Annotated in this window: 25 protein-coding genes; 11 read left to right on the forward strand and 14 right to left on the reverse strand. The window is 68.7% G+C overall.

Features of this window, described 5'->3' with window-relative positions; genetic code table 11:
* Positions 1-269 precede the first annotated feature (269 nt).
* The gene (locus MPPM_RS01075; protein WP_096483098.1) at positions 270-1,967 is read left to right on the forward strand and encodes a methyl-accepting chemotaxis protein; all 1,698 of its coding nucleotides are present in this window, start codon (positions 270-272) and stop codon (positions 1,965-1,967) included.
* Between the two features lie 76 nt (positions 1,968-2,043).
* On the opposite strand, the gene MPPM_RS01080 is transcribed toward MPPM_RS01075, so the two are convergent.
* Entirely contained in the window at positions 2,044-2,262 is a 219-nt protein-coding gene (locus tag MPPM_RS01080; RefSeq protein ID WP_096483100.1) for a hypothetical protein, read from the reverse strand.
* A gap of 317 nt (positions 2,263-2,579) precedes the next feature.
* Between MPPM_RS01080 and MPPM_RS01085 the strand changes: the two genes are divergently transcribed.
* Positions 2,580-2,837 carry a hypothetical protein gene (locus MPPM_RS01085; protein WP_096483102.1) on the forward strand — a complete coding sequence of 86 codons (258 nt, stop codon included), beginning with the start codon at positions 2,580-2,582 and terminating at the stop codon, positions 2,835-2,837.
* Between the two features lie 5 nt (positions 2,838-2,842).
* Here the strand turns inward: MPPM_RS01085 and MPPM_RS01090 are convergent, their stop codons facing one another.
* Positions 2,843-3,457 (reverse strand): DNA-3-methyladenine glycosylase family protein, encoded by a 615-nt coding sequence (locus MPPM_RS01090; protein ID WP_096483104.1) that lies wholly within the window; start codon positions 3,455-3,457, stop codon positions 2,843-2,845.
* A gap of 234 nt (positions 3,458-3,691) precedes the next feature.
* Here MPPM_RS01090 and MPPM_RS01095 point away from each other — a divergent pair, with 234 nt between their 5' ends.
* The 6 genes from MPPM_RS01095 to MPPM_RS01115 all read left to right on the forward strand — a co-directional run bounded on the left by MPPM_RS01095 (position 3,692) and on the right by MPPM_RS01115 (position 7,027).
* Positions 3,692-3,985: a hypothetical protein gene (locus MPPM_RS01095; RefSeq protein ID WP_096483107.1), complete on the forward strand. Its 294-nt coding sequence runs from the start codon at positions 3,692-3,694 to the stop codon at positions 3,983-3,985.
* Position 3,986: 1 nt separating this feature from the next.
* The gene (locus tag MPPM_RS01100; protein WP_096483110.1) at positions 3,987-4,382 is read left to right on the forward strand and encodes a hypothetical protein; all 396 of its coding nucleotides are present in this window, start codon (positions 3,987-3,989) and stop codon (positions 4,380-4,382) included.
* Between the two features lie 83 nt (positions 4,383-4,465).
* Positions 4,466-4,636, forward strand: coding sequence for a hypothetical protein (locus MPPM_RS28445; RefSeq protein ID WP_012452169.1), 171 nt, complete (start codon positions 4,466-4,468; stop codon positions 4,634-4,636).
* 53 nt (positions 4,637-4,689) lie between these two features.
* Positions 4,690-6,090 (forward strand): APC family permease, encoded by a 1,401-nt coding sequence (locus MPPM_RS01105; RefSeq protein WP_173807967.1) that lies wholly within the window; start codon positions 4,690-4,692, stop codon positions 6,088-6,090.
* A gap of 9 nt (positions 6,091-6,099) precedes the next feature.
* Positions 6,100-6,774, forward strand: a complete 675-nt coding sequence (locus tag MPPM_RS01110) for a hypothetical protein (protein ID WP_096483115.1) — start codon at positions 6,100-6,102, stop codon at positions 6,772-6,774.
* Entirely contained in the window at positions 6,758-7,027 is a 270-nt protein-coding gene (locus MPPM_RS01115; protein ID WP_096483117.1) for a hypothetical protein, read from the forward strand. Before MPPM_RS01110 ends, MPPM_RS01115 begins: the two co-directional genes overlap by 17 nt.
* 43 nt (positions 7,028-7,070) lie before the next feature.
* Here MPPM_RS01115 and MPPM_RS01120 read toward each other — a convergent pair whose 3' ends face one another.
* From MPPM_RS01120 to MPPM_RS01170, 11 genes are all read right to left on the reverse strand, one after another.
* Positions 7,071-7,790, reverse strand: coding sequence for a cytochrome c biogenesis CcdA family protein (locus MPPM_RS01120; protein WP_096483120.1), 720 nt, complete (start codon positions 7,788-7,790; stop codon positions 7,071-7,073).
* 34 nt (positions 7,791-7,824) lie between these two features.
* Positions 7,825-9,591 carry a monovalent cation:proton antiporter-2 (CPA2) family protein gene (locus tag MPPM_RS01125; RefSeq protein WP_096483123.1) on the reverse strand — a complete coding sequence of 589 codons (1,767 nt, stop codon included), beginning with the start codon at positions 9,589-9,591 and terminating at the stop codon, positions 7,825-7,827.
* 116 nt (positions 9,592-9,707) lie between these two features.
* Positions 9,708-10,646, reverse strand: coding sequence for a pirin family protein (locus tag MPPM_RS01130; RefSeq protein ID WP_096483126.1), 939 nt, complete (start codon positions 10,644-10,646; stop codon positions 9,708-9,710).
* A 366-nt stretch (positions 10,647-11,012) separates the two neighbouring features.
* Positions 11,013-12,281 carry an MSMEG_0569 family flavin-dependent oxidoreductase gene (locus tag MPPM_RS01135; RefSeq protein ID WP_096483128.1) on the reverse strand — a complete coding sequence of 423 codons (1,269 nt, stop codon included), beginning with the start codon at positions 12,279-12,281 and terminating at the stop codon, positions 11,013-11,015.
* 68 nt (positions 12,282-12,349) lie between these two features.
* The gene (locus tag MPPM_RS01140; RefSeq protein WP_096483130.1) at positions 12,350-12,631 is read right to left on the reverse strand and encodes an MSMEG_0570 family nitrogen starvation response protein; all 282 of its coding nucleotides are present in this window, start codon (positions 12,629-12,631) and stop codon (positions 12,350-12,352) included.
* Entirely contained in the window at positions 12,624-13,799 is a 1,176-nt protein-coding gene (locus MPPM_RS01145; protein WP_096483133.1) for an MSMEG_0565 family glycosyltransferase, read from the reverse strand. Before MPPM_RS01145 ends, MPPM_RS01140 begins: the two co-directional genes overlap by 8 nt.
* Complete coding sequence (locus MPPM_RS01150) at positions 13,796-14,794, reverse strand: sll0787 family AIR synthase-like protein (protein ID WP_096483135.1); 999 nt, start codon at positions 14,792-14,794, stop codon at positions 13,796-13,798. Before MPPM_RS01150 ends, MPPM_RS01145 begins: the two co-directional genes overlap by 4 nt.
* The gene (locus tag MPPM_RS01155; protein ID WP_096483137.1) at positions 14,794-15,339 is read right to left on the reverse strand and encodes an MSMEG_0567/Sll0786 family nitrogen starvation N-acetyltransferase; all 546 of its coding nucleotides are present in this window, start codon (positions 15,337-15,339) and stop codon (positions 14,794-14,796) included. Before MPPM_RS01155 ends, MPPM_RS01150 begins: the two co-directional genes overlap by 1 nt.
* Complete coding sequence (locus MPPM_RS01160) at positions 15,336-16,457, reverse strand: MSMEG_0568 family radical SAM protein (RefSeq protein WP_432419866.1); 1,122 nt, start codon at positions 16,455-16,457, stop codon at positions 15,336-15,338. The genes MPPM_RS01155 and MPPM_RS01160 overlap by 4 nt, the downstream gene beginning before the upstream one ends.
* Positions 16,393-17,466, reverse strand: a complete 1,074-nt coding sequence (locus MPPM_RS01165; protein WP_096483140.1) for a Nit6803 family nitrilase — start codon at positions 17,464-17,466, stop codon at positions 16,393-16,395. The genes MPPM_RS01160 and MPPM_RS01165 overlap by 65 nt, the downstream gene beginning before the upstream one ends.
* Before the next feature lie 62 nt (positions 17,467-17,528).
* Complete coding sequence (locus MPPM_RS01170; RefSeq protein WP_012452016.1) at positions 17,529-18,011, reverse strand: MSMEG_0572/Sll0783 family nitrogen starvation response protein; 483 nt, start codon at positions 18,009-18,011, stop codon at positions 17,529-17,531.
* 360 nt (positions 18,012-18,371) lie between these two features.
* On the opposite strand from MPPM_RS01170, the gene MPPM_RS01175 reads away from it, so the two are divergent.
* The 3 genes from MPPM_RS01175 to MPPM_RS01185 all read left to right on the forward strand — a co-directional run bounded on the left by MPPM_RS01175 (position 18,372) and on the right by MPPM_RS01185 (position 24,776).
* Complete coding sequence (locus MPPM_RS01175; protein WP_096483142.1) at positions 18,372-19,805, forward strand: aminotransferase-like domain-containing protein; 1,434 nt, start codon at positions 18,372-18,374, stop codon at positions 19,803-19,805.
* A 200-nt stretch (positions 19,806-20,005) separates the two neighbouring features.
* A complete protein-coding gene (locus tag MPPM_RS01180; protein ID WP_096483144.1) occupies positions 20,006-20,899 on the forward strand; it encodes a class I SAM-dependent methyltransferase in 894 nt (297 codons plus the stop codon).
* A gap of 343 nt (positions 20,900-21,242) precedes the next feature.
* Entirely contained in the window at positions 21,243-24,776 is a 3,534-nt protein-coding gene (locus MPPM_RS01185) for a PAS domain S-box protein (protein ID WP_432419867.1), read from the forward strand.
* Positions 24,777-24,905: 129 nt separating this feature from the next.
* Here MPPM_RS01185 and MPPM_RS01190 read toward each other — a convergent pair whose 3' ends face one another.
* Positions 24,906-25,970 (reverse strand): substrate-binding domain-containing protein, encoded by a 1,065-nt coding sequence (locus tag MPPM_RS01190; RefSeq protein ID WP_096483150.1) that lies wholly within the window; start codon positions 25,968-25,970, stop codon positions 24,906-24,908.
* Positions 25,971-26,041 lie beyond the last annotated feature (71 nt).

Consider the following 26,041-nt stretch of genomic DNA (forward strand, 5'->3'; position numbering starts at 1 on the left):
AGCGGGCGCACCTGCAATCGAGGCGGACGAATTTGAGGTGGCAACTGCGGGCTTCATCCGCGGCAATGAAAACACTTTTCCAAACAGATGACGGCGACGGAGAGCGTCGATATCGAGCATCATATCTAATAACATAAGTTATTATTTAATATTGCTCGCACTAATGTAAGGATTTGTTTCTTATTAACCTTCGCATGCTCACATAATCGTGATCCGATGTGGCCGGGGCGGCCCGCGGACGCTCGAATACGGTCCCGCGACGCAGACAGATGCGCTGGTTTACCAATCTCAGACTTCTCGGAAAGCTTGTCATTCCGGCCGCACTGGTCGCGCTCGTCGCGGCCGGCATCGTCATTCTGGCGCGCGACACGCTCGATCGATTGCAGCGAACGACTCAGGACGTCGTGGACGTCCGTGCAGCCCGAGTCATCACCGCACTGCAGACTGCTCTTGCCATCGACGAGGCGGTCATCAGCGAGAAGAATATCATTCTCGAGACCAACGGACCCGCGCTCGCCGCGCATTACAAGCGCTTCGAAGCGGCCCGGGGACGGGCTCTCAGCGGCGCGGATCGGTTGATCGCTATGGCCGATACGGACGCGCGCCGCACGATGCTCGGCGAGGTCAGAGCCACGGTTGCCGGCTTCTTCACGACCGTGGAGCGTTCGATCGAACTCGGAATGAAGAACCAGAACGTGGAGGCGGCGCAGGTGTCCTTCGACGTGGTTCGTCCGGTCCGGACCAAGGCGATCGAAGCGATCGAGAAGCGCATCACGGCCAATATGAGCGATCTCGAGGCGGCGAAACAACAAGCCGAGGAAGTTGGTAAGTCCGCCGCGATGGCGCTGACCACGATCGCGGCCGCCGGCCTTCTGACGGCATTCGGCCTGCTCGGGCTGATCGCCATCGCCGGGATCGTGCGCCCGATCGGACGGCTGGTCCGCGTGCTCGAGCGGATGGCCGAGGGCGAGATCGAGACCGACATCGTCGAAGCGCGCCGCGGCGACGAGATCGGCGCCGTCGCCCGCGCGGTGGAAGGAATTAAGGCCCTCGTTGCGCGCAAGGCCGCCGAGCAGGCCGAGCTCAAACGCGTGGCGGACGAGTCCGCCGCGGTCGAGCGCCGTCGCACCATGATCGAGCTCGCCGACGGTTTCGAGCGTGCCGTGGGCGGCGTCGTCGGAATGGTCTCGTCCTCGGCGACCGAATTGCAGGCCACCGCTCAGCAGATGACCGCGACCGCCACGGAGACCGCGAGCCAATCGACCACCGTCGCGGCGGCGGCCGAACAGGCTGCCTCGAATGTCGCCACCGTCGCCGCTGCGGCGGAGGAACTCGGAACGTCGGTGCAGGAGATCGGCCGCCAGGTCGGCACCTCCTCCGGTATGGCGCAGCTCGCGGTCGGCGAGGCCGATCAGAGCGCAGTCCTCGTTCACGAACTGAGCCAGGCTGCGGCCCGCATCGGCGACGTCGTGAACCTCATCGCCAACATCGCGAGCCAGACCAACCTGCTGGCTCTCAACGCGACGATCGAGGCGGCCCGCGCCGGCGAGGCCGGCCGGGGGTTCGCCGTGGTGGCGAGCGAGGTGAAGGAACTGGCTGCCCAGACGTCGCGGGCGACGGAGGAGATCTCCGGTCAGATCGCGCAGATCCAGGGCGCGACCGGCGAGGCGGTGTCGGCGATCGGCGGCATCACCGGGCGCATCCGCGAGATCAATGCCGTGACCGCGACGATCGCGGCCGCCGTCGAGGAACAGGGTGCCGCGACCCAGGAGATCGTGCGCAACGTGTCCCAGGCGGCGGTCGGCGCGGGGGAAGTCACCAGCAACATTGCAGGCGTGGCACAAGCCTCGGAGGAGACGGGCGCGGCCGCCACCCAGGTTCTGGCCTCCGCCTCCGAGCTGTCGCGGCAATCCGAGCATCTGCGGGCGGAAGTCGCGCGCTTCCTCTCGACGGTGCGTGCGGCCTGAGCCATCCGGAGTTCGGCCAAGAAAAAGGGGGCGCTCGCGCGCCCCCTTTTTTTCGTTCGCCGACGCGCGTTGTCGTTCAGCCCGGCACCTTCTTGTGGCTGACGGCGGTCGCGATCTCGTCGGGCCGCACCTCGTCGCCGGCGACGGCACCGGAAACGGCGGCCGCGTGAAGAGCCAGCACGGGTACGAAGACAAGGGCCATCATCAGCGCCACGACGAGAACGACGCTGCTGTTGCGGCCCGACTTCGCCGCGCGGGAGCGGGCACGCCGGGAAATGACGTTGGAGTCAGTCATGGCTCACCTCTTGTCGGACCAGCCGCCAAAGGCCGGTCGCGGGTGAGCCGGATCAGACGATCAGGCGCAGATCACGCGATTGGCCGAAGGCGGCGTGGTCGATCGACTACTGTCGTCGGGCATGGGGGTCGAAAGTTCCTGTGGAGCCGCACATCACGCGCGCGGCGACGATGGGCAGACAACGCGCGCTTGCCGGATCGGTTCGATTTGGTCAAGTGCCATCGCCGGGTCGCGGTGTGAATCATCGCGGCCGTCACATTCCGAGTTCACCCGCAATCCGTCGCCGAACGCGTGCGCGGTCGCGGCGTTGGGAAGCTATGTCGAACGACACGATCATCTGGACCCAGGGCGGTATCTCCGAGGTGCCCCTGCAGCGCTTCACCGGCCGAATCGGCGCGATCGAGGTCGCCACGGTGGAGTACGACGGGTCGAACCGTCTCTGGACCTGGTGGAGCCCGCTCGCGGAAGACATCTGGGGCCATGCCAAGGATGCGGAGGGCGCCAAGCGGGCGGCCGAGGTATGGCTGCGCGAATGGCTGGAGAACTTCCGACCCTTCTTCGAAGCCGGACGCTGACGGCGTCAGGCGGCGACGGACGCCGTGTCCCGGCTGCGCCACATGTAGCGGGCCAGGATCGAGCGGTAGGGCGCAAAGCGGGCGGCCACCGCAGCCGTGTCGTCGATTCCCGTGAGGCGCCGCAGGACACCGACGGCAGCCACGTCGCCGACGGGCCAGATGTCGGGGTCGAGAAAGTGGAAGATGCCGGCCATGTCGGCGGTCCAGGGGCCGACGCCGCGGATGCGGCAGAGAACGGCCGCGCGCTCGGCATGCGGGAGCGCGGCCAAGTCCGCGCCGAGCAGGCCGGCCTCCTCCGCTTCGCGAATGGCCTGCAGCGCGCGCACCTTGTTCGCCGAGACCCCGCAACCGCGCAGCAGGTCCTCGTATCCCGGAACGAAGAGATCGCGCGGCGCGACCACCTGCGCGGCGGCTGCCGCCTCGACGCGTGTCCAGATTGAGAGGGCCGCCTTCGTCGAGAGTTGCTGATTGACGACCTCGACGAACAGCCGCTCGGCGACGCTGGCGTGAGAGGGCGGCGCGATCTCGATCAGGCCGACCGCCGCGATGGCAGCCCGCAGGGGCTCCGAGATCGAGGCGGCCGTACCGAGGAGGCGGTCGTAGATCGCTGCGTCGAACATGGGTCCTCCGGTCATGATGAGAGGGTGTAGAAAAACGTCGCGCGTCGTCCGCCGCTCCGTCGCTCAGGCGACGGATCACGCCCTGCCTAAGCGCGAAACAAACTGCGCACGCCTTCGGCAATATGGTGCAGTGCAGTGCAGATTATGACTTGACGCACGTTTGAAACGGCAGGATATTTCTCGAAAGGAAGCCAGAATTCCTTTCAAGAACGGTCCTCCGGGAGGAAATGTGCCATGCAGGATGCGCGCGTCGCAGCCATGTTCGGCCGGGATCGAGCCGCTGCCATCTTCGCCGTCGGCATGGTCTGGCTCGTTTACGCCTTCACCTTCTGGACCATGCGACAGGCCTGCGACACGTGCGGCGTCACGCTGCTCGTTCTGGGCGTCGGCGCCTGCGTCGTGCTGCTCAACACGGCGGCGATCGCGGCCATGATCCGGCACTACCGCGAGGATCGCGACGCGATCTACGGGACGGACCTGTACTACCTCGATCGCCTGCGGGAGATGCGCCGGACGGGGGAGGCCTGACATGGCCGGTCGCACGCCCTACGAACCGCCGGTTCAGTCCGTCGTCGGACAGATCGTCGACGCCGTTCTGATGCTGGTTCTCGTCTTCATCACCCTATACCTGCCGCTGTGGCTCAAGCTCGCCGGCGGCGGCACCAGCACAACGACCGTTTCGAACCCAACATGGGACTCCCTCGGCCAGAACCCGACCATGGCCGGGCAGTGGGAGAAGCTCGGCTTCACGCCGGAAAAGGCGGCCGGGATCATCGGTACCCGGTTCGATTACGCCTTCAACTGGACCCTCGTGGCGCTCACCGCCGCGATCATCGTCGGCTATTTCGTCTTCATGTTCCGCTACTCGGACCGAGAGTACCGCGAGGTCATCGCCGAGCATTTCGACGGCGCGCCGAAGGCCTGAACTCGAACGGTCCGCCGCTCGAACCGCCTTCCCTGCTGCCGAGGTCATCTGCCGAACCTTCCTGCAGATCGGGGGAGCACATCATGGTGTCCGTGATGAATTGGGGCGCATGGGCGGCCGCGACCGCCCTCGCGCTCTGGATGGGGTTCGATCTCCTGCGCACCAACCGAACCTACGACGAGAGCTACCTCCTCTCCTCCGAGGAGGGCGAGATCGTCGATTCCGAGGTCGGCGAGACGGCAGCGAGGTCGTGATGACAACGGTGCAACCGATTGCGGAGCGCGTATCCGCTCAACCCTCCACCGAAATGGTCGCCGCCACGGTGCCGGCCACGGCCGCGCACCGGAAGGTCGCGCTGCTGCGCGTGTTGGGGCCCGGCCATGTCTGGGCGCTCGGGGTCGGCATCGTCCTCGTGGGCGAATTCATGGGCTGGAACTTCGCGGTCGGAAAGGGCGGCGCGGTCGCGGCGCTGGCCGCGTGCTGGCTCGCCGGCATCCTCTATACCTGCGTCGCGATGATCGATTCCGAGATCACCTCGACGGTCGCCGCGGCCGGCGGCCAGTACGCCCAGGCCAAGCACATCATCGGGCCGCTGGCGGCCTTCAATGTCGGCCTCTACCTCGTGATGGCCTACACCATGCTGGAGGTGTCGAACGCCATCGTCGCGGGCGACCTGATCGAGGCCTTCGCCCAGAGCCTGGGGCTCGAGGGTGCCGTCGACAAGCGGGCCTTCATGGTGCTCACCGTCGTGGCGCTGGCCTTCCTCAATTACCGCGGCGTACTCGCCACGCTGACGCTCAATCTCGTCATCACCGCCGCCGCCTTCGCCGCGATCGTCGTGCTGTTCGTCGCGACCCAGCCCTGGGCGCCCGGCGCGGTGCTGCAGCACGAGGCGCTGCTCGGCGCCCTACCCTACGGCTCGCTCGGCATTCTCGCGGCGATGCATTTCGGGTTGTGGTTCTATCTCGGCATCGAGGGCACGACCCAGGCCGCCGAGGAAGTCCGCTCGCCCGCCCGCGCCCTGCCGCTCGGGACCATGACCGGCATGATGACCCTGCTGATCGCGGCTACGCTCACGTGGTACGTGTGCTCCGGCCTGATGCCGTGGGAGTATCTCGGTCAGGCGGTGACGCCGCTCTACGACGCCGCCCGACTCACGGGCAGCCGCTGGCTGGAGCTGTTCCTGTTCCTCGGTACCCTGTTCGCCACGGTGGCCTCGGCCAACGGCTGCATCAACGATGCCTCGCGGGCATGGTTCGCCATGGGCCGCGACCGCTACATGCCGGTCTGGTTCGGCGCCGTTCACCCGACCTATCGCACGCCCTACCGCGCCATCGTCTTCTTCGTGCCGATCGCGATCCTGTTCGCCGTCTCCACGCCGCTCGACCAGACCATCACCTTCTCGATCCTGTCGGGGCTGCTCGGCTACACGCTGATGGCGCTGTCGATCGTGCTGTTCCGCCGGAAATGGCCGCTCGGTTCGATCCAGCGCGGCTACGTGCATCCGCTCCATCCACTGCCGGCCGTGCTGCTGCTCGTCCTGTGCGTGGTCACCTATCTCGCGGTCTTCCTCGGCTACGGCACGCAGCTCCTGGCGATGATGGCCTTCTACATCGCCGCCTCGGCCTGGTTCGTCCTGCACCGCTACAAGTATGTCCGCCGCGGCGACCAGTTCACGATGCCCTGGCCGAAGCCCCGCGGCTACTGAGGCACGGCGATGCTCATCGGCCTGAGCCTGCTGATCCTGCTGTGCAGCGCCGCGTTCTGCCTGCGCCAGCACCGGAGGGAGGCCGCATGGCGCGGCGAGCTCCTCGACGCCTGCGCCGGGCAGCTCGCCGCGCCGCGCCTCGGCCGCGACCGGGCCGGCTTCGCGACGCTGCGCGGCCGTCTTGGACAGGCCGCGGTCGATGTCCGCCTCGTACCGGACACCCTCGTCCACCGAAGGCTGCCGCAGCTCTGGCTCCGTGTCACCCTCCGGATGCCGCTCGCGACCGAGGCGACCCTCGATGTCCTCCGCCGGCCGGTCGGCGCCGAATTCTACGCACCCGATCGGCTTCCGCTCCGCCTTCCCGTGCCCGCGGCATGGCCGGCCGACACTCTGGTGCGCGGAACGGCCGGAGCGGAAGCCCTTCTCGGCCGCGTGGTGCCCGCGCTGGGCCGCATCCTCGCCGAACCGAGGGTGAAGGAGGTCCTGGTGACGCCCGACGGCCTGCGCCTCACGGTGCAGGCGAGCCAGGGCGAAAGGGGCACTTACCTCCTTCTGCGGGGAAGCCGCTTTGCGCTGTCGCGCCTCGCGCCGGAACAGCTCGGGGGCGCACTGCGCGCCGGCCTGGAGCTTGCCGAAATCCTGTCCGAACCGTCCTCGGAGACGCGGCATGCGCGCGCTGCCTGAACCCTTTCATGTGCTGCTCGTGGCGATCCTCCTGCCTGGCATGGGACATGTCTGGACGGGCCGCGCCGCACGGGGGCTCGGCTTCGCGCTATTCGCTCTCCTCGGCGGGTGGCTCACCGCCCGGTTCGCCGCGCCCGATGCGAGCTTCGTCGGGCGCCATGCGGGCGGCTTCTTCGTCTGGGCACTCTCCATCCCCGACGCCTATCGTGCCGCCCGTCTCGACCGTGCCTGGGCGGATCGGGTCTCACACTGAGCTCGGCTCGGACGGCCGATCGAGGGTCGTTTCTCGTAACGGCTCAGAAGCGGGTCGTCAGCGCCGTGAGCCAGTCCGGCGAGGCATTCACCAGTGAGGTCTCCACTATCCGGTCAGTGCCCGAGAGGATCAGTCCGCTCGTGACGATGAGGACGACGCCCAGAGCCGCCTTGAGCCCCCGGCCGACACCGAGCATGCGCTCGCGCCAGCGCGTCAGGATCTCGCGCGACAGCATCCCGAGCGCCGCGAGCGGCACGGCGGCCCCAATGCCGAACATCAGCATGGTGATCGCGACGCTGCCGAGATCGCGTCCCTGAGCCGCCAGGAGCGAGGCGGCCCCGAGCGTCGGACCGACACAGGGGCTCCAGACGGCGCCCAGCAGCAGGCCGACGGCGAACTGGCCCGTCAGACCGGCGGTCGAGAAGTTGCCGAATCTCCGCTCCGCCCAGTCGCTCACCGGCCCGCCCGCTGCAGCGAGCCGCGTCTGCGCCGCCGGTACCACCAGGACGAGGCCGAGCGCCAGGAGCAGCGCCGCGGCGATCTTGCGGAACAGGTCGCCGTCGAGACCGATGGCAAAGCCGATCGTCGCGACGAACAGACCGACCGCGACGAAGGAAAGCGCAAGGCCGCCCGCCAGGGCCAATGGTCCGAGACGGTGCTCCGTCGCGGCCGCGCCGAGCACCAGCGGCAGCAGCGGCAGGACGCAGGGCGACAGCACGGAGAGGAGGCCGGCGAGAAGTGCAAGGCCGAGATGGATGGCCATAATCCGCTGAGTTTGCCCCCTCCCCCGAGCGCACTCAACCGTGCCCGTGGGCCGGCTGGCCGGCATTGCCCCGGATCAGCTCTCGACCGGCATAGATGCCGCCGACGACCTGAAGGTCCAGACGTTCCGCGTCGCGCCGGCGAACCTCGGCCATGATCTCCTCTGCCGCCTCCGGCTCCGCACCGATCGTCACCAGCGCCTGCTCGCCGAAGGCGAAGGCGGATTCGAGGGTCTCGCGCAGCTGGTAGGCGACGCCCGCCTCGATCAGCTCGACCGCGTGCTCGCGGTCGCGGGCGCGGGCCAGGACCGGCACCAGCGGGAACTCCGCCTTCGCCAGCTCGGCGATACGGTTGGCCATCGCGCGGTCGTCGATGCAGATCAGGATTGCCCGGGCCGTGCCGGCGCCGGCCGCACGCAGGATGTCGAGGCGGGCACCGTCGCCGTAATAGACCTTGAAGCCGAACCCTTCCGCGAGGCGGATGTTGTCGGCGTTCGTGTCGATGATCGAGACCGAGCAGCCGCGCGAGATCAGGGGCTGGCTGACGATCTGCCCGAAGCGTCCGAAGCCGATGATCAGAGCGCTGCCGACGAGGTTCTCCGGCGCGTCGAGACCGTCCGTGGAGGCGGAGGCCTTCGGCCCGAGGCGGTCGAAGGCGATGACGCAGAGCGGCGTAATCGCCATCGACAGAATGACGGTTGCCGTCAGGACCGCGTTGGTCGTGCCGTCGATGATGCCGGCGGAGGCCGCCGCCGCATAGAGAACGAAGGCGAATTCTCCGCCCTGCGCCATGAGGGCCGTGCGCTCCAGCGCCTCCGCATGGGCCGCCCGCAGCAGGCGGGCGATCGCGTAGATGACGAGGCTCTTGACCGCCATGTAGGCGGCCACGCTCATGAGGATCAGGCTCCAGTTCGCGGCGATGACCGCGAGATCGAGGGACATCCCGACGCCGAGGAAGAACAGGCCGAGCAGGATGCCGCGGAACGGTTCGACATCGGCTTCCAGCTGGTGGCGGAAACTCGATTCCGAGAGCAGCACGCCGGCCAGGAAGGCGCCCATCGCCATCGAGAGGCCGCCGAGCTGCATCGCCAGCGCCGAGCCGAGCACGACCAGCAGCGCCGCTGCGGTCATCACCTCCCGCGCCTTGGCCGCGGCGAGCAGGCGGAACAGCGGGTTGAGCAGCCAGCGGCCCGCCGCTACCAGCGCGGCGACGGAGACGAGGGCGATCAGGATCGCCACGGCGCGCTCCGTCCCGCTCGTCTCGCCGCCGCCTGGCGCCAGCAGGGCGACCGCGGCCAGCAGCGGCACGATGGCGAGATCCTCGAGCAGCAGGATGGCGACGATTCTCTGGCCCTTCGGGGTCGAGAGTGCGCCGCGCTCCTCGAGGAGCTGCATGACGATGGCGGTCGAGGTGAGCACGAAGCCGGTGCCGGCCACGAAGGCGACGACGACCGGAAATCCCATGGCGACGCCGACGAGCGTCAGGGCAGCGATGCAGGCACCGACCTGCGCGAGGCCGAGTCCGAAGATCTCGCGCCGCATGCCCCAGAGCCGCGACGGCTCCATCTCCAATCCGATGATGAAGAGGAACATCACGACGCCGAGTTCGGCTACGTGGAGGATCGCGTGGGCGTCGGTGAACAGACCGAGACCGAACGGCCCGATGGCGAGGCCGGCGACGAGGTAGCCGAGGACCGAGCCGAGTCCGAGCCGCTTGAACAAGGGGACGGCGACGACCCCGGCGGCGAGGAGGGCGACGACTTGGACGAGCTCGCTCGCGGCCCCGGACGCTTCGACAGCCATGATGTGAACGAGCCTCTTGGTCGGACCTTCGGATGGGCGGCGCGGCGCCGTCGATCGGGCGCTCAGTGTCGGCAGTCAGCGAGCGCACGGGTCGATGACGACCCGCGCGCCTTCGCTCAGGGATAGCGGACCGGCTGAGGTTCTTCCGGCAGCGGGATGAACTCGGCGTCGTCCGGCACCGTATCGAAGCGTCCCTGGCGCCAGTCCTCCTTGGCCTGCGCGATCCGCTCGGGCCGCGAGGACACGAAGTTCCACCACAGGTGACGCGGACCGTCCATCGGTTCGCCGCCCAGAACCATGAACCGGGCCGCTTCCGTCGCGCGGATGCTGATGCGATCGCCCGGCCGGAACACGAGGAGCTGACCGGGACCGAAGCCGTCGCCGGCGATCTCGATCGCGCCCGAAACGGTGTAGATCGCGCGCTCGTCGTAGGTCGGATCGAGCGGCAGGACGGCGCCCGCCTCCAGCATCACGTCGGCGTAGACCATCGGGCTCGATGTCCGAACCGGCGAGCGCGCGCCGAACGCTTCCCCCGCGATCAGCCGGACGGTCTTGCCTTCGCCCGTCAGGACCGGAAGCTGGTCGGCCTCGTAGTGCTCGAAGGCCGGCGCGTTCTCCTCGTCCTCGGCCGAGAGGGCAACCCAGCTCTGGATGCCGAACAGCCGTGAACCGGTCTGCCGAAGCGTCGGGGCAGTGCGCTCCGAGTGTGTGATGCCGCGTCCGGCGGTCATCCAGTTGAGCTCGCCCGGCCGGATCGGCAGTTCCGTGCCGAGGCTGTCGCGGTGCATGATCTCGCCGTCGAACAGGTAGGTGACCGTCGACAGGCCGATATGGGGGTGGGGGCGGACATCCATGCCCTGGCCGAGCAGGAACTCGGAAGGCCCCATTTGATCGAAGAAAATGAACGGCCCCACCATCCGGCACTCGGCCGAGGGGAGTGCGCGACGTACGGCGAAGGATCCGAGATCGCGCGAGCGGGGCACGATCAGAGTTTGGATCGCATCGCAGCTGAAATGGTCGCCGGGGATCGGGTCATCCGCACTGTGCCAGCTCATCGCTCTCCTCCCTCCGTTATCGGGGACCGGCGGCGGTGCGCTCAGGAAGCCTCGCCGCCGCGGTGTGGGACGGCGGCATCATACCGCGCGTCGCCGGAGAGTCTTATGGTCTCGATGCAACGAGTCGAAAACAGAAACGAACGAAATGCATCGTTTCGAAAAGCATCCATGACGGCGGCCGAGAGCCGTCGACCCCGACGCTTTCGGTGACCTCGGGCATGCCTCTTCATCCGCCGGGCGGCTCGCACCGCTCGGCTGCCGGATGAGGGAGAGCATCGCTCTCGGGAACAGCAAAGCCTGTGACCGAGCCTCGCGACGGACGTCCGAGATGGGGGCGGTCTGTCCTCCGTCCGGATGAGGAAAGCTTCAGACCGCGAACTTCAGCGGGACCCGCTCGGCGACGAGGCGTTTTTGAATCACCTGCACGACGTATTCGGCGTCGCGGCCGACCGCGCCGAAGCGGCCCGACCCCCAGGTGTTGAGCCAGGGCAGACCGATGAAGGAGATGCCGGCCTCGCTGGTCATGCCGCGCTTGTGCTTGGGGCTGCCCGCACCGTTGAACACGGAGGCGTCGAGCCAGCGGAAATCCGGCGAGAAGCCGATGCACCAGACGATGCTGGTGATGCCGGAGCTTTCGAGGGCGAGGCTGGTGACCGGTTCGGTCGGTTCCCAGACGGGCGTGTAAGGCTCCTGCGCGGGAGCCTCGATGCCGTTCTCGGCGATGTACCGGTCGATGGCCGCGTTGATGCTGTTGTAGGTCCGGTCGGCCTGATCGAGCGAGCGCTTGAGGTCGTCGCGGAAGCGCAGCTTGCCGTCCGTGTAATCCTCCATCAGGCCGTAGAGCCTCATGCCCTCGGTGGCGAAGCGGCGCAGGTCGATGTCGCGCCCGCCGTCGCGGCCGGTCACGTAGTGGTTGGTGTTGTCGCGCACGCCATCCCGCAGCGGATGATTGTCGACGGTCATCTCGTAATAACCCATGTCGGCGAGCCAGGTGACCACGTCGCGGCCGCGGTAGAACCGGGCGCAGCGCGGCGCGTCGCCGACCGCCAGATGCACCTTGCGGCCGGCCAAGTGCAGATCCTCGGCGATCTGGGCGCCGGACTGTCCGGAGCCGACGACCAGCACCTCGCCCGCGGGGAGTTGCGCCGGGTTGCGGTACTGGTTCGAATGGATCTGGGTCACCGAGCCCGGCAGCTTCTCGGCCATGCGCGGGATGATCGGGACCTGATAGCCGCCGGACGCGACCACCACCTCGTTCGCGGTGTAGGCGCCGTCCGAAGTCTGCACAGCGAAGAGTCCATCCGCGCGCCGCTCCACGCGCGTGACCGCGACGCCCTCGCGGATCGGAGGCTTCACCTTGGCGACGAACGCTTTGAGATAGGCGACGATCTCGTCCTTCTTCATGAACCCGTCCGGCTCCGGTCCGTCGTAGGGGTGCCCGGGAAGGTCGCATTGCCAGTTCGGCGTGACGAGGCAGAACGTGTCCCAGCGCTGCGTCGACCAGGTATGCGCGGCAGTCTCCCGCTCGAAGACGAGGTGCTCGATACCGCGCTGTTTGAGGTGGTAGCTCACCGAGAGACCGGCTTGGCCGCCTCCGACGACGACGACCGGGACGTGACAGGGCGTGGCGGTCATGGCGCAAGCTCCTTGATGGGGTGGTGCGGGCTGTCTCGGTCCGTGACGACCCGGCGGGACGTGCCGGCTCAGGGCTCGAAGGTCTCGACCGTCACGCGGCCGCCGGCTGGCTGGCGGCGCGCAGCCGCCTCGATTCGCGCGAGCTGGTCGATGGCGGAGGAACAGGCAAACCCGTACTTCTCGCGCACCCGCTCGCTGGCGATGGTGAGGGCTGTGCGGGTCTTCGCGACGAAGTCGTCCACGGCGTAGCTCTCGCCCGGCGTCAGGTAGTCCTTCACGACGAGGGAGGGCGAGTAGCAGGCCTCGCGCCGGCCATCCGGCCAGCGGACATGGAAGCGCATCTCAGGCATAAATCGGCTCCTGTCGGGCGCGGGCACAGGCCGCGTAGGCATCGAGGTGACGCTCGGCGCAGGCGCGCCAGGAATGGATCGCGGCCCGTTTCAGGCCGGCTGCCCTCAGGCGGGCGCGGGTCTCCGGCACGAGGGCCGTCTCCACGGCGCGGACCAGATCGTCCGGGTCGGCGGGATCGACGAACAGCACATCCGTCGCGTCCAGGTACTCGGTGAAGGGCGGCCGGCGCGACACGATGGCAGGCGTGCCGCAGGCCATCGCCTCAAGTACGCAGAGACCGAAGCCCTCCGTCCAAGAGGGGAATGCCAAAACGTCCGCGAGCCGGTAGAGCGCCGGCATGTCGGATTGCGGAACCGGACCGGTCTCGATGACCGCCAGCCCGGGGCCGACCGCAAGTCCGGCCGCGGCCAGCGCCGCGCGACAGCGAGCTTGGTAGGAGGCGTGATCGAGCAGCGAGGCGCCGCCGGCGACGACGAGCTGCGCGTGCGGGTGGTGCTCCCTCAGGCGCACGAAGGCCGCGACAATGCCGGCGCTGTTCTTGCGCTCCTCGAAGCCGCCGACGCTGAGGATCACCGGCCCGGGACCGAGACCCCAGCGGTCCCGAACGGCCGCGTCCGTTTCGGAGGGCGCGCACGAGTAGGCCGACAGGTCGACGCCGTTTCCCACGACGCCCGCCTCGACGCCGAGATCGTTCCGGATCCACTCGGCCCATGTCCGGCTGACGCAGAGCAGGCGGGCCGCCTCGCGGATCGAGCGGTCCTGCCACTGCGCGAGAACCGGATCGGTGAAGCTGTCGACATGGTGGACCGTTCGCGCGAAGACCGGGATCAGCCGACGGTGCTTCAGGGTCGCGAGCGCGTTGCCGCCGATCCCGTCATGGGCGTGGAAGACGTCGAAGTCGCAGGCCGCCGGCGTCGCGAAGTGGCGCAGGTAATCGTTGATGCGGGATCGCACGAGCGCGACCGTGTCACCGCTCACCGCCTTGGCGGCCACCGGAACGGTGGGGCAGCCCGCGTCCCGGAAGAAGCCGCGGCCGTCGGGATCGGGCGCGTGAACCACCGCTTCGTGCCCGAGCCGGCACAGCGCCTCGGCCAGGGCGAGGCTGTGGGCGACGCCGCCGCGCGGGTTGGTGGAGTGGGTCAGGATCGCGATCCGCAGGCCGCTCACGGCGCGTCCCCCGCCGGGTCGTCCCGGCCGCAGCCGATCAGCGGGCTCGCCCGAAAGTCCCAGACGACGGCCTGTTCGCCCGCGGTGTCCCGCACCCGCGCGACGCGGCTCATGTCGAGCGTGCCGATCGTGGCGGCGGCGATGCCCCGCTCCGCGAAGCGGGTGAGCACGGCCGGCGTCCGGTCCGGGCGCACGCTCAGAAGGAAGCCGAAGCTCGGGAAGGCTGTCAGCCAGCGCGTCAGGGGAACATCCTCGGGGCGCGGGATCGCGTCGAGATCGATGACGGCGCCGACCTGCGAGCATTCGAGCAACATCAGCGCCGTTCCGACGGTGCCGGCCATGCTGATGTCCTTGGCGGCACGGGCGAGCCCCGCTTCGGCAAGCTCCGGCAGCAGGGCGAGGTCTCCGCGCAGCCGCTCACCGGGGCGGCCGGTCGAGGCGTCCCAGTACGGGTGCGGCTCGCGGAAGCGACCGCGCAGGTCGATGGCAGCGACGAGGTCGTCGCCCGGCGCCGCGTCGAAGCTCGTCAGGAGGTGCGGTCCCGCTCGACCGAGCATCGCGACCGCGAGGTTGCCGGCGCCGGCGCGGGTGTTGGTGTGGCCGCCGACGATCGGCACGCCGTAGAGGGCGGCGGCATCGGACAGGCCGGCCAGGAGCGGGTCCGCCGCCGCGTCGTCGCGGCTCCAAAGGGCATCGACCACGGCGAGCGCCCGTCCGCCCATCGCGGCCACGTCGCTGAGGTTGACCATGATGCCGCAATAGCCGGCGAAGTACGGGTCGGCGGCGACGAAACTGTCGAGGAAGCCCTCGATGGCGAGGAGCAGATGGCCGTCTCCATCGGGGATCGCGGCACAGTCGTCGCCGACCGGAACCCGCGCGTTCCGCCCGTTGAGTCCGAGCCGCGTCACCACGGCTTCGATGTCCCGCTTGTGGGCCACGCCGCGCGCATCCCGGATCTGGCGGGCCAGGGCCTGGAGATCGAATCCCGCCCCCATCACGCGGCCCTGCGGAAGGTGACGAGCCCGTGCTCGGGGTCGTGCATCGGCGGATAGGCGGCGAGGTCGGCCTGCATCAGGTGATGCGGGCGTCCGTGCAGGTCGACCGTGTCGAGGCTCGCCCAGTGCAGGGTCTGGAACAGCGGGACGTTCTGCTCCTGCACATGGGCCAGGAAGCGCGTGCAGCCGCGGGCGTGGGCCGAGGAAACTGCAACCTGTATGAGCCCGGCGCCGAGCGCGGCGGTTCCGCGGTGCGTGCGGGCGACCGCGAGGCGCGAGCCCCACCACTCGCCGGGACGCTCGGCGACCGCGTGGATCCGCACGGTGCCGACGACGGCATCCGCGTCACCCCCCAGGGTCGAGAGGGCGCAGATCGGGATGGCGTGCGCGTCGATGGCGTCCCGGTCGTCATCCGCGAACAGGCCCTGCTCCGTGCAGAAGACCTCCCGGCGCAGGGCCGCGCAGGCCTGCCTTTCCCAGGGTGCGACCGCGAACTTCACCCGGAAGTGGCTCGGCCGGTACGGTGTGAAGGGATCGAACATCATGCCGCTATCCCCACGCTCTCGTAGGCGGAGAGGGCCGAGCAGGCGCCGCAGCGTCCGCAGCCGGCCTTGATGTCGGCCGAGCGCAGAGCGGCCCTGGCCAGCATCTGGGCGAGTGGCCTCAGGATCGCGTGCATGAAGTCGGGATCGGGCGCCGGGTGGCTCTCCAGCGGCGTGCCCGAGATCGGCACGAAGGGCACCACGAACGGGTAGACGCCCATTCCGATCAGGCGCTCGGCCATCGCCAGGATGGCGGCGGGCGCGTCACCGAGGCCGGCGAGGATGTAGGTCGAGACCTGTCCCCGTCCGAAGACCGGGACGGCGGCCTCGAAGGCCGCGTAGTAGCGCTCCAGCGGGACGCTCGCCTTGCCGGGCATGATGCGGGCACGGACCTCGGGCGTGACCGCCTCCAGGTGCATGCCAAGGGCGTCGATGCCCGAATGCCTCATCCGCTCGAACCAGCGGTCGTCGTCCGGCGGCTCGCACTGGGCCTGGATCGGCAGATCGACCGCGGCCTTCACGGCGAAGGCGCTCTCGCAGAGCACGGCGGCGCCCCGGTCTGTGGCGTTCGGCGTGCCGGTCGTCATCACCATGTGCTTGACGCCGTCGAGGAGCACGGCGGCGCGGGCGACCTCGGCGAGCTGCTCCGGCGTCTTGTGGGCGACGGTGCGGCCGGCAGCCAGCGACTGGCCGATGGAGCAGAATTGGCAGGTCTTGGTGCGGCTCGCGTAGCGGATGCAGGTCTGAAGCACGGTGGTGGCGAGCACGTCCCGACCGTGCAGCACTGCGATCTTCGAATAGGGTACGCCGTCGAAGGTCGAGAGGGCGTAGAAGCGGGGCTTGCCGGGGAAGGTGGCGCGCCCGATCACGACGCCCTCGTGCTCGATGACCGAGACCCCGTCGGCGTCCGGACGGCGCACGAGGAAGGGCGAGTCGAAGGCGCTCTCGGTATGGACCGGCACCATCACCGTCCGGCCCGCAATGGTCATGGCCTTGTGGTCGGACGGCCCGGCCCCGCCGCGGCGGCTCGGGGCCCCGGCGCGGCTGTCGGCGAGTCTAACGCCGTAGGACTGCAACGCGTTGATCAGTCGTTCCGTCGGCATCCCGACCAAGCCCGCCATGGCCGCCGGAAAGGGAAGGCTCGTCGGAAGCGGCGTGCTGCTCATGGTCGAGGCTCCGGATTGCGGTCTTGGAACGAATCGGCTGGTGCACGAACGAGGCCGGACGATCGTCGTGGAGAAGGCTGAGGAGTTCGGGGCGCGCGTAGTGGCCGACCGAGTCCATCATCCGCTTGCGTTTGGTCACGAGCGCGAGGTCCATATCGGCGATCAGGATCCCCTCGCCGTCCCCGAGCGGCTCTGCGAGGTGCTTGCCCTCGGGCGAGACGATGGCGGTGCAATTGCCGCCTCGGCAGGCGCCGCGCAGGCGCTCCTCGGGGCAGACCTGCGCCACCTGCGCGTCCGTGAGCCAGCCGGTGGCGTTGACCACGAAGCAGGCCGCTTCCAGGGCGTGGTGACGGATCGTCACCTCCATCTGGTCGGCGAAGATCTGGCCCACCAGCGATCCGGGGAATTGGGCGGCGTGGATCTCCTCGTGGCGCGCCATCAGGGCGTAGCGGGCGAGCGGGTTGTAGTGCTCCCAGCACGCCAGCGCGCCGACGCGGCCCACGGCGGTCTCGACCACGTCGAGGCCGGCGCCGTCGCCCTGCCCCCAAATCATGCGCTCGTGGTAGGTCGGAGTGATCTTGCGGCGCTTGAGCTTGAGGCTGCCGTCCGCATCGAAGATCAGCTGCGTGTTGTAGAGCGAACCGTGGTCCCGCTCGTTCACGCCGAGGACGATGACGGCGTGATGGCGGCGCGCGGCCGCCGCGACGGCCTGCGTGACCGGCCCCGGCACCGCGACGGCGCGTTCGTAGAGCTTGAGGTGTTCCGCGCCCTGCAGGGCCGGGGGGAGCACGAAGGAGAAGTAGGGATAGTAGGGGACGAAGGTCTCGGGAAAGACGATGAAGCGCGCGCCCTTGGCGGCGGCCTCGTCGACGGCGTTGAGCACGCGCTCAAGGGTTCCGTCCGGTCGGTCGAGGTCCGGTGCGATCTGGACGGCGGCGGCGCGCACGATCCGGCTTTCTGTCATGGCACTCCCTCCGGCTGAGACGGCGGCCGCGTCGGGCGGCCGCCGGATGCGATAGGCGGGCGTCAGACGGTCCAGGTGTCGATGATCACCGCGTTGTCGCGCTTGTGCAGAAGGATGCAGTCGAGCACGTCGAGAGGGTTGATCATGCGGATGCCCTCGATGAAGGCGGCCTCGCCGTGGCCGTAGAGAGCCTGGGTCGAGAAGCGGCAGGCGTAGACCTTGCCGCCTTCGGCCATGAACTTTTCGAGTTGGTTGTTGAAGTTCAGGTGGCCGGGGAAGGCTTCGTCGCCGAGACGCGGGAAGCCGCGCTGGACGCCGAGCGTGATGCCGGGGCCGTAGAGCAGGATCGAGGTATCGAAGCCCTTGCGCTGCAGGCGGGTCGCCTGGAGCAGGTTGACGAGGCCGATCGAGCCCTCGAACGCCACAGTGTGGAAAGTGACGAGCGCCTTCTGGCCCGGCTCCGCCTTCACGTCCTCGAAGACCTTCTCCTCGTAATCGACCAGGAAGTCGCCCTTCTTATGGGGTTCGCGGTTCACGGCAGGCATAGCTCTCGCTCCTTGAAGGATGGGACCGCGGCAGGCGGAGCTGCGAACGGTCGCCTATCCATCTTGGCAAACGCCGTGCCAGTCCCGGTCAGTCAAAGAGACGATCAATGTGCCGCTTATGAAAACATACAATAAAGCGATCAAGTCGGCACGTATCGGTTCCGATCCTCTCACTTGCAGGCCCTCGACAGCGGCAATCGCTGCACAAAGGGCGCTCACGGCCTGCGCAATGTGTAATCAAGAATTGATCTTATTGTATGGATAATGCTACGAACATGTTGCATCCAATCACACGGTACGGTGATTGCAAGACATACAATCTCATATTGATCGCATTGCGATGACGTGGGTACGGAACGGATGAAGGCGTCACACCGAGAAGGACGGGCCGTGTTTCAGGCCGGTGGCCTGGGCGGCTGGACGCCCGATCTGAAGCGATGGGGGAAGCCGCACTACCTCGCCATCGCGGACGCCTTGGAGGACGACATCCGAACCGGGCGTTTGACGCCGGGGACACGTCTGCCGACCCAGCGCGCCCTCGCCGAAACGCTCGGCCTGAACTTCACGACCGTATCCCGCGGCTATGTCGAGGCCCATAAGCGTGGCCTGATCGAGGGCCGTGTCGGCCAGGGCACCTACGTGGTCGATCCGGCCCAAGCGGCCCGTCCGAGCAGCGCCGCGCCGAGGATCGGGCCCGTCGATTTCACCATGAACCTCCCGCCCGAGCCCGATGCACCGGCGCTGCGGGCGCGCATGCAGGCCTCCTTCGCAGAGCTCTCCGGCGACCTCGGCAATCTGCTGCGGTATCAGGGTTTCGGCGGCACGGACGAGGACAAGCAGGCCGCGCTGCGATGGTTGAAGGCCCGGGGCATCGTCGCGGCCCAGGAGCGCCTGCTGATCTGCCCCGGCACGCACAGCGCGCTCTTCGGCGTGCTGGGCCAGATCGCTCGTCCGGGTGACACGATCTGCGCCGAGCGGATCACCTATCCGGGCATCCGTGCGCTCGCGGCGCATCTCGGCCTCCGTCTCGTGGACCTTCCCATGGACCGTCACGGGGTCGATCCGGACGCATTCGCGGCCGCCTGCACGAAGGTGGCACCGAAGGCGATCTATCTGAATCCCCTGTTGCAGAACCCGACCACCGCGACGCTGCCCCGGGCGCGGCGCGAGGCGATCATCGCCGTGGCGCGCCGATATGCCGTCACGATCCTTGAGGACGACGCCTACGCGCATATCTGCCCGGCCCCGCCGCCGAGCTTCGCCGAGCTCGCGCCCGAGATCACCTATTACGTGGCGGGTCTCGCCAAGTGCCTCGGCGCGGGGCTTCGCCTCGCCTTCCTGGTGGCGCCGAGCGCGCGGTCGGCCCTCCCCCTCGGGGGCGCGTTGCGAGCGGCCACCGTCATGGCGTCACCGATCTCGACGGCGCTGGCCACACGCTGGATCCTGGACGGCACCGCGGAGGCCATCGTGGACTTCGTCCGGGAGGAATCGAGCGCGCGCCAGCGCATCGCGGGCTCGCTTCTGCCCGCCGCAAGCTACACCGCCGATCCGCACGGCTTCCATGTCTGGATCACGCTGCCGGAGGGGTGGACGCGCTCGGCCTTCGCGAGCCAGGGCCGTGCGGCGGGGCTGGGCGTCGTCGGCAGTGATCCGTTCTGCGTGGCCGGGACGCCGCCGGAGGCGGTGCGCCTCTGCCTCGGCGGCCCCTCGACCCGGCAGCAGATCACGCACGGACTTGAAGTCCTCGCTCACGCGCTCGAAGGCTCGCCGGCCCTCGCCTCGACCTACATCTGAGCCGCGCGTTCGACGAAAACTCTCAGGTCGGCCCGGCGCTGACGGCGACCTCCTCGGCCGGGATGCCATCGCTCAAGCGGCGATCTTGGGAGAAAAGCCTTGATCCGTCCCCGCTTCACCCCTCGCCACCGATTGCACGCGGGCAAGCGGGACGATTAATCTTGCGCCTTCTGTGGAGTGAGAGACGAGGCGTCCGCGGCATGCATTCCGGTACTCTGTCGCTGGATGCGTTCCTGGATCGGCGGGCGACCGACCGGCGCCTTGCCCGTCTCACGCACGACGTACCGCTACCCGAGGCGAAAGGCCTGGAATTCGGGCCGGCGAACAACCCCACGGTCCTGCCCGTGGGCATCCGCGTGGCCTATGTCGATCATGCCCTCGATGCGCAGGCCGGCCTGGAGGGAGCGGTTTCGGTCGATCATGCCTGGACCGGTTCGGGCTCGCTGATGGAGTCGATCGGGCAGGACGGGCTCGACTTCGCCATCGCCGCGCAAGTCGCGCAATATGTGCCGAACCTGCTCGGCTGGTTTCGCGGCATCCACGCCGTGCTGCGGCCGGGCGGCGTGCTCAACCTCTCACTCCCCGACCGCCGGTTCATGTTCGATGCCGGCCGGGCCGACTCCACCATCGCGGAAATGGTCGAGGCCGATCTGTTGGACTATGCCCGGCCGAGTCCGCGCCAGATCTTCGCCCATACCTACGGCGCGCTGGCCATCGGTCCCGGCGAGATCTGGGCGGGGGAAGATCCGGCGAGGGCACCGCGACTCTGCGGCGAGGCCGCCCTGGCACTGGCCCACAAGCAGGCGAGCGACGCCCTCGCCTCGGGCCGCTATGAGAGTTGCCATTGCTGGGTGTTCACGCCGCTGTCCTTCCTCGACCTCGTCGAGGCGGCGTCGCGGCTCGGTCTGTTCCCGTTCGTGCTGAACCGGATCGCCGGGACTGAGCCGGACGGCTTCGAGTTCTACGCGTCGATGCGACGCGACGGCGAGACCGATCCCCAGGCGCTGCGCGGCATGCAGGAGGGCGCCATCGCCCATCTGCGCGGAATTCTGGTGCGGCAGCAACGGACGGCACGGATGCTCGCGACCGCTTGAAGAGTTCGAGCGCAGACGAGGGTCGGCACCGGGAGATCGAGGGTCTTCAAGGGACCGAATCGCAGAATGTGCCGGTTCGATCCGACCATTCCTACGATCGCGACGGACCGAACCGCGCGCAAATCAAGCGCATCGGGAAGAATATGCCGATCACGGCCGTTTGCGCAGACTTGCTATGCTCCAGATTCTGCCCTCAGGTATCGTGCCGGTACGCTGGGCCTGAGTCGGATCGAGCGGCGGGGAGCTTTTCGGCGATGGTGGAAACTGCCCCGGTCTGATGTTCGAGAGCGCCACTGCCACGGCCTTCCCCTTCCTCGAAGGAGGCGGGCGAATGGGTGCGATGATGCGCTCTCACGCGTGGTCGCGCTCGCCGCTCGGGCATCCCGGCACGTGGCCGTCCTGTCTGCGCTCGACGGTCAGCCTGATGCTGGGCTCGCGCTTCCCGATGTTCGTGGCGTTCGGTCCCGAACTCGGCTTCCTCTACAACGATGCTTACGCCGAAATCCTCGGTGACAAGCATCCCGAAGCGCTCGGCCGACCCTTCCACGACATCTGGCCGGAGATCTGGCCCGACATCGCACCGCTGATCGACCGGGCGCTGTCCGGCGAGCCGACGTGGTCCGAAGACATGCCGTTGACCATGAACCGGCGCGGCCACGACGAACAGACCTGGTTCACCTTCTCCTACTCGCCGGTGCGTGATGAGCAGGGCCGGGTTGCCGGCATGTTCTGCGCCTGCACCGAGACGACGGGACGTGTGCGCGCCGAGATCGGCCTGCGCGAGGCGGAGGCGCGCCAGAGGGCGCTCGCCGACCACCTGCCGAGCGGCTATGTCTACCAGCTCGCCACGCCCCGCGACGGATCGGATCGCCGATTCCTCTACGTGTCTCAGGGCTTCGAGCGCATGACCGGCCTGCCGGCGGAGGCGGTGCTCGCCGATCCGGCCGCCGCCTACGACCTCTTCCTGCCGGACCATCGCGAGCGTCTCGCCGAGGCTGAGGCGGCGGCCATCCGCGAACTCGCACCGTTCGATGTCGAGGCGCCGATGCGCCGCCCCGACGGCAGCATCGCCTGGACCCGGATCGTCTCGGCACCGCGCGCCGTCGGCGATTATCTGGTCTGGGACGGACTGCACCTCGACGACACGGCCCGGAGGCGAGCCGAGGAGCAACTGCGCGAGAGCGAGCGGCGCTTGCGGTTGGCGACCGAGGCGGCGGAGATCGGGCTCTGGGACGTCGACGAGGTCAAAGGGACCCTGTTCTGGCCGGCGCGAGTGAAGGCGATGTTCGGGATCTCGCCCGACGTGCCGGTCACGATGGCCGACTACTATGCCGGCCTGCACCCGGACGATCGCGAGGCCACGAGCGCCGCCTACGCCGCCGCCGCCGATCCGGACCGGCGCGCCGTCTACGATGTGGAGTACCGCACGGTCGGTCGGGAGGACGGGATCGTGCGCTGGGTCGCCGCCAAGGGAAGGGGCGTGTTCGAGGGCGGGCGCTGCCTGCGCGTGCTCGGCACGGCCATCGACATCACCGCACGCAAGCAGGCCGAGGCGGCGCTGCTCGATCGCGAGGCACGCCTCAAAGCCGTCTTCGCTCAGGCCGGAGCGGGCCTCGCGCTGACGGACATGGAGGGCCGCTTCACGGAGGTGAACGGGACCTACTGCACCATCGTCGGCCGCTCGCGTGACGAGGTGCTCGGCTCTCGCATGATCGAGATCACGCATCCGGACGATCGCTCCGGCAATATCCCTTCGTTCGAGGCGGCGGCGCGCGGCGGGACCGCGTTCGACATCGAGAAGCGGTATGTCCGTCCCGACGGCGAGATCGTCTGGGTTCGCAACAGCGTCTCGGCCGTGCGCTCGGACGACGGTCGGGTCGTGGCCATGCTGGCTGTCAGCGTGGACATCACCGACAGGGTCCGCGCCGAGCTGGCTCTCCGGGAGAGCGAGGCGCAGTTCCGTGTCCTCTCGCAGGTGCTGCCGAACTTCGTGTGGGCCACCGACGCGGACGGACGTGCCACTTGGTTCAATGAGCGCGTCTACGCCTATGCCGGCCTGATCCAGGGCCAGCTCGACGCGGAGGGGTGGTGGGCCATCGTCCATCCCGATGATCGCGAGCGTGTGGCGCGCGAATGGCTCGCCGCGGTGACGAGCGTCGACAGCTACCAGTGCGAATACAGGCTGAGGCGGGCGGACGGCACCTATCGTTGGTTCCTGGGCCGCGGTCAGCCGGTCGTGGCCGGCGACGGCGCGGTGCTGCGCTGGGTCGGCACCAGCACCGATATCGACGATCAGAAGCAGGTGATGGCCGAACTCGTGCGCTTCAACGAGGCCCTGGAGCGGCGCGTCGCCGAGCGCACGGCGGAGCATGACCGGGTCTGGCGCAACTCGCGCGACCTGCTGGTGGTGGTCGGCGCCGACGGCGTCTTCCGGGCGGCGAATCCGGCCTGGGAGGCGATCCTCGGCTACGGCCCGACGGAGGTGGTGGGGCGCCATTTCGGCACCTTCATCTGGCCGGACGATATCGAACTGACCCAGGCCGCCCTCGAGCGGGCCGTCAGCACCGGTCCGCTCACCGATTTCGAGAATCGCTATCGGCACAAGGAAGGGACGCCGCGCTGGATCTCCTGGCGCACCGCCATCGAGGGCGATCTGGTCTATGCGTATGGGCGCGACGTCACCGCCGAGCGGACGCAGGGCGAGGCACTCCGGCAGGCCGAGGAAGCGTTGCGCCAGTCGCAGAAGCTGGAGGCCGTCGGGCAATTGACCGGCGGCGTGGCCCATGACTTCAACAATCTGCTGACCATCATCCGCTCCTCGGTCGATTTCCTGCGCCGCCCCGACCTGCCCGAGGAACGCAAGAGCCGTTATCTCACCGCCGTCTCCGAAACGGTGGACCGGGCGGCCAAGCTGACCGGACAGCTCCTCGCATTCGCGCGGCGGCAGGCGCTCAAGCCCGAGACGCTCGATGTCGGCGCCCGCCTGCGCGGCGTGGCCGACCTTCTCGACACGGTGACCGGCGCCCGCATCCGAGTCGTGACCGAGGTCCCGGACAGGTCCTGCTTCGTCAAGGTGGACCTCAGCCAGTTCGAAACCGCCCTCGTCAACATGGCGGTCAACGCCCGTGACGCGATGGAGGGCGAAGGCACACTGACGCTGCGCCTCGAATGCGGCGTGTCGCTGCCCGCCATCCGGGGCCATGCCGCCGCGGCCGGACCGTTCGCCGCGGTTTCCCTCCACGACACCGGCTCCGGCATCGAACCCACCGTGCTCGCCCATGTCTTCGAGCCGTTCTTCACCACGAAGGAGGTCGGCAAGGGAACGGGCCTCGGCCTCTCACAGGTCTTCGGCTTCGCCAAGCAGTCCGGCGGGGATGTGGCCGTCGACAGCGCCCCCGGCCGCGGCACGACGTTCACGCTCTACCTGCCCGAGGTCGAGCCCGAGGCCTCAACCGTCGAGCGGGGCGGCAAGGCCGATCCGGTCGAGCCCGGCGGCTACGGCCAGCAGGTGCTGGTGGTCGAGGACAACGTCGAGGTCGGACGCTTCGCGACCCAGATTCTGGAGGATCTCGGCTACGTGACGACCTGGGCGGCGAATGCCGCCTCCGCGCTCGAATATCTCGCGGAGAGAGGCGCCACATTCGACGCCGTGTTCTCCGATGTGGTGATGCCCGGCATGAACGGCGTCGAGCTGGCGCATGAAATTCAGCGGCGCTTCCCGAACCTGCCCGTCGTGCTGGCCTCCGGCTACAGCCACGTGCTGGCCCAGGAAGGCCGCCACGGTTTCGAGCTCCTTCAGAAGCCCTACTCGGCCGAGCAGCTTTCCCGCATCCTGCAACGCGTCACGGTGCAGCGTGCCGAAGCCGGGCGCTCATAGGTATCCTGCGGTACGGCCGGAAGGAACCGGGAACGGTGACCGCTCGATTAAAGCAGGGTTCATTGAGCCAGCGACCGCCCCGCACGGCGCCCTCCGCATCGTCGACGGGGCGGTTCCGGTTGCAAGGTCTCAAAGGCGGTCGCCAGCTGCCTGTTCCGCCGACGCAGCACCCGGTCGATAGCCGGACATGCGGCCGGCCCCTGCCCTGACCGCCGCGATCAGATCGTCGAGTGCCGAGGCGGCCAGAGACCGGCTCGCGGCGAGATAGTAGGTCTCCCATCCGATCGAGAGGAAATCGAGACCAAGTCTCTCGGCCGATGCACGAACGCCGAGCCCGGCATCCGCCGCCCCGCAGGCGATGACGGCGGCGACCGCCTGATGCGTGAACTCCTCGACCGCGTAGCCATGAATCGCGCTGGCGGGCAGGCCGGCCTCGGCCAGCATGCGGTCGAACCAGTCGCGCGTGCCCGATCCCTTCTGACGGTTGACGTAGCGCACGCCCTCGGCGGTCAGATCGGTCAGGCTGCGGATGCCATGCGGGTTGCCGGGCGCGAGCAGAAGGCCCTGTTCGCGTTCAAAAAGGGGATGAAGGGCAAGACCGGCCGCGTCGATCGACGAGAAGGGCGGGCCGGCCGCGCCGGGGCCGCGCGCACCGCAGTGGAAGCCTGCGACATCGACGCCTCCGCCGAGGAGGCGTTCGACCGCAGCGCGGCTGCCCATGACCGACATTTCGAAGCCGCCGAGCTCGCCCAGCACCTCGACCAGCAGCGGGTCGTGGCTCGCGGCGAGGGTGAACACGCCGGCTCGGCCGGTGAGGAGTTCGCGCAGGCGATGTTCGACAGCGCGGGTCTCACGGAGCAGGCCGGCCTCGAGCCCGCCGGCCGCGGCGGCGAGCGCTTCCGCCAGCGACGCACCGAACCCGGTCAGGGCCGTGCCATGACCGCGGGTCTTGTGCACCAAGGGCCGGCCGAGAGCCACCTCGTAGGTCTGCAGACGGGCCCAGGCGGCACGGTACGACAGACCGAGTGCATCGGCGAAGCCCTGCACCGAGCCCGTTCGTGCGATCGCCTCGAACACCACCATCAGGTCGGACACCGCGACGGTGTTCGCTCCGACCCGGACCGTGCCGCCGAGGCCGAGCGCAACGGCAACGGAATTCAGTTTCATATTGCTGGCGTCGCAACTGTCGTTCACAACCACATCTCCGCATCGGGGCTGGTCGCGGGGCAATGGTTCGACCGAGGCGGACCGTCCCGGTTTCACGC

Origin of the sequence: Methylorubrum populi (assembly GCF_002355515.1) — a bacterium.
Classification (GTDB): domain Bacteria; phylum Pseudomonadota; class Alphaproteobacteria; order Rhizobiales; family Beijerinckiaceae; genus Methylobacterium; species Methylobacterium populi_A.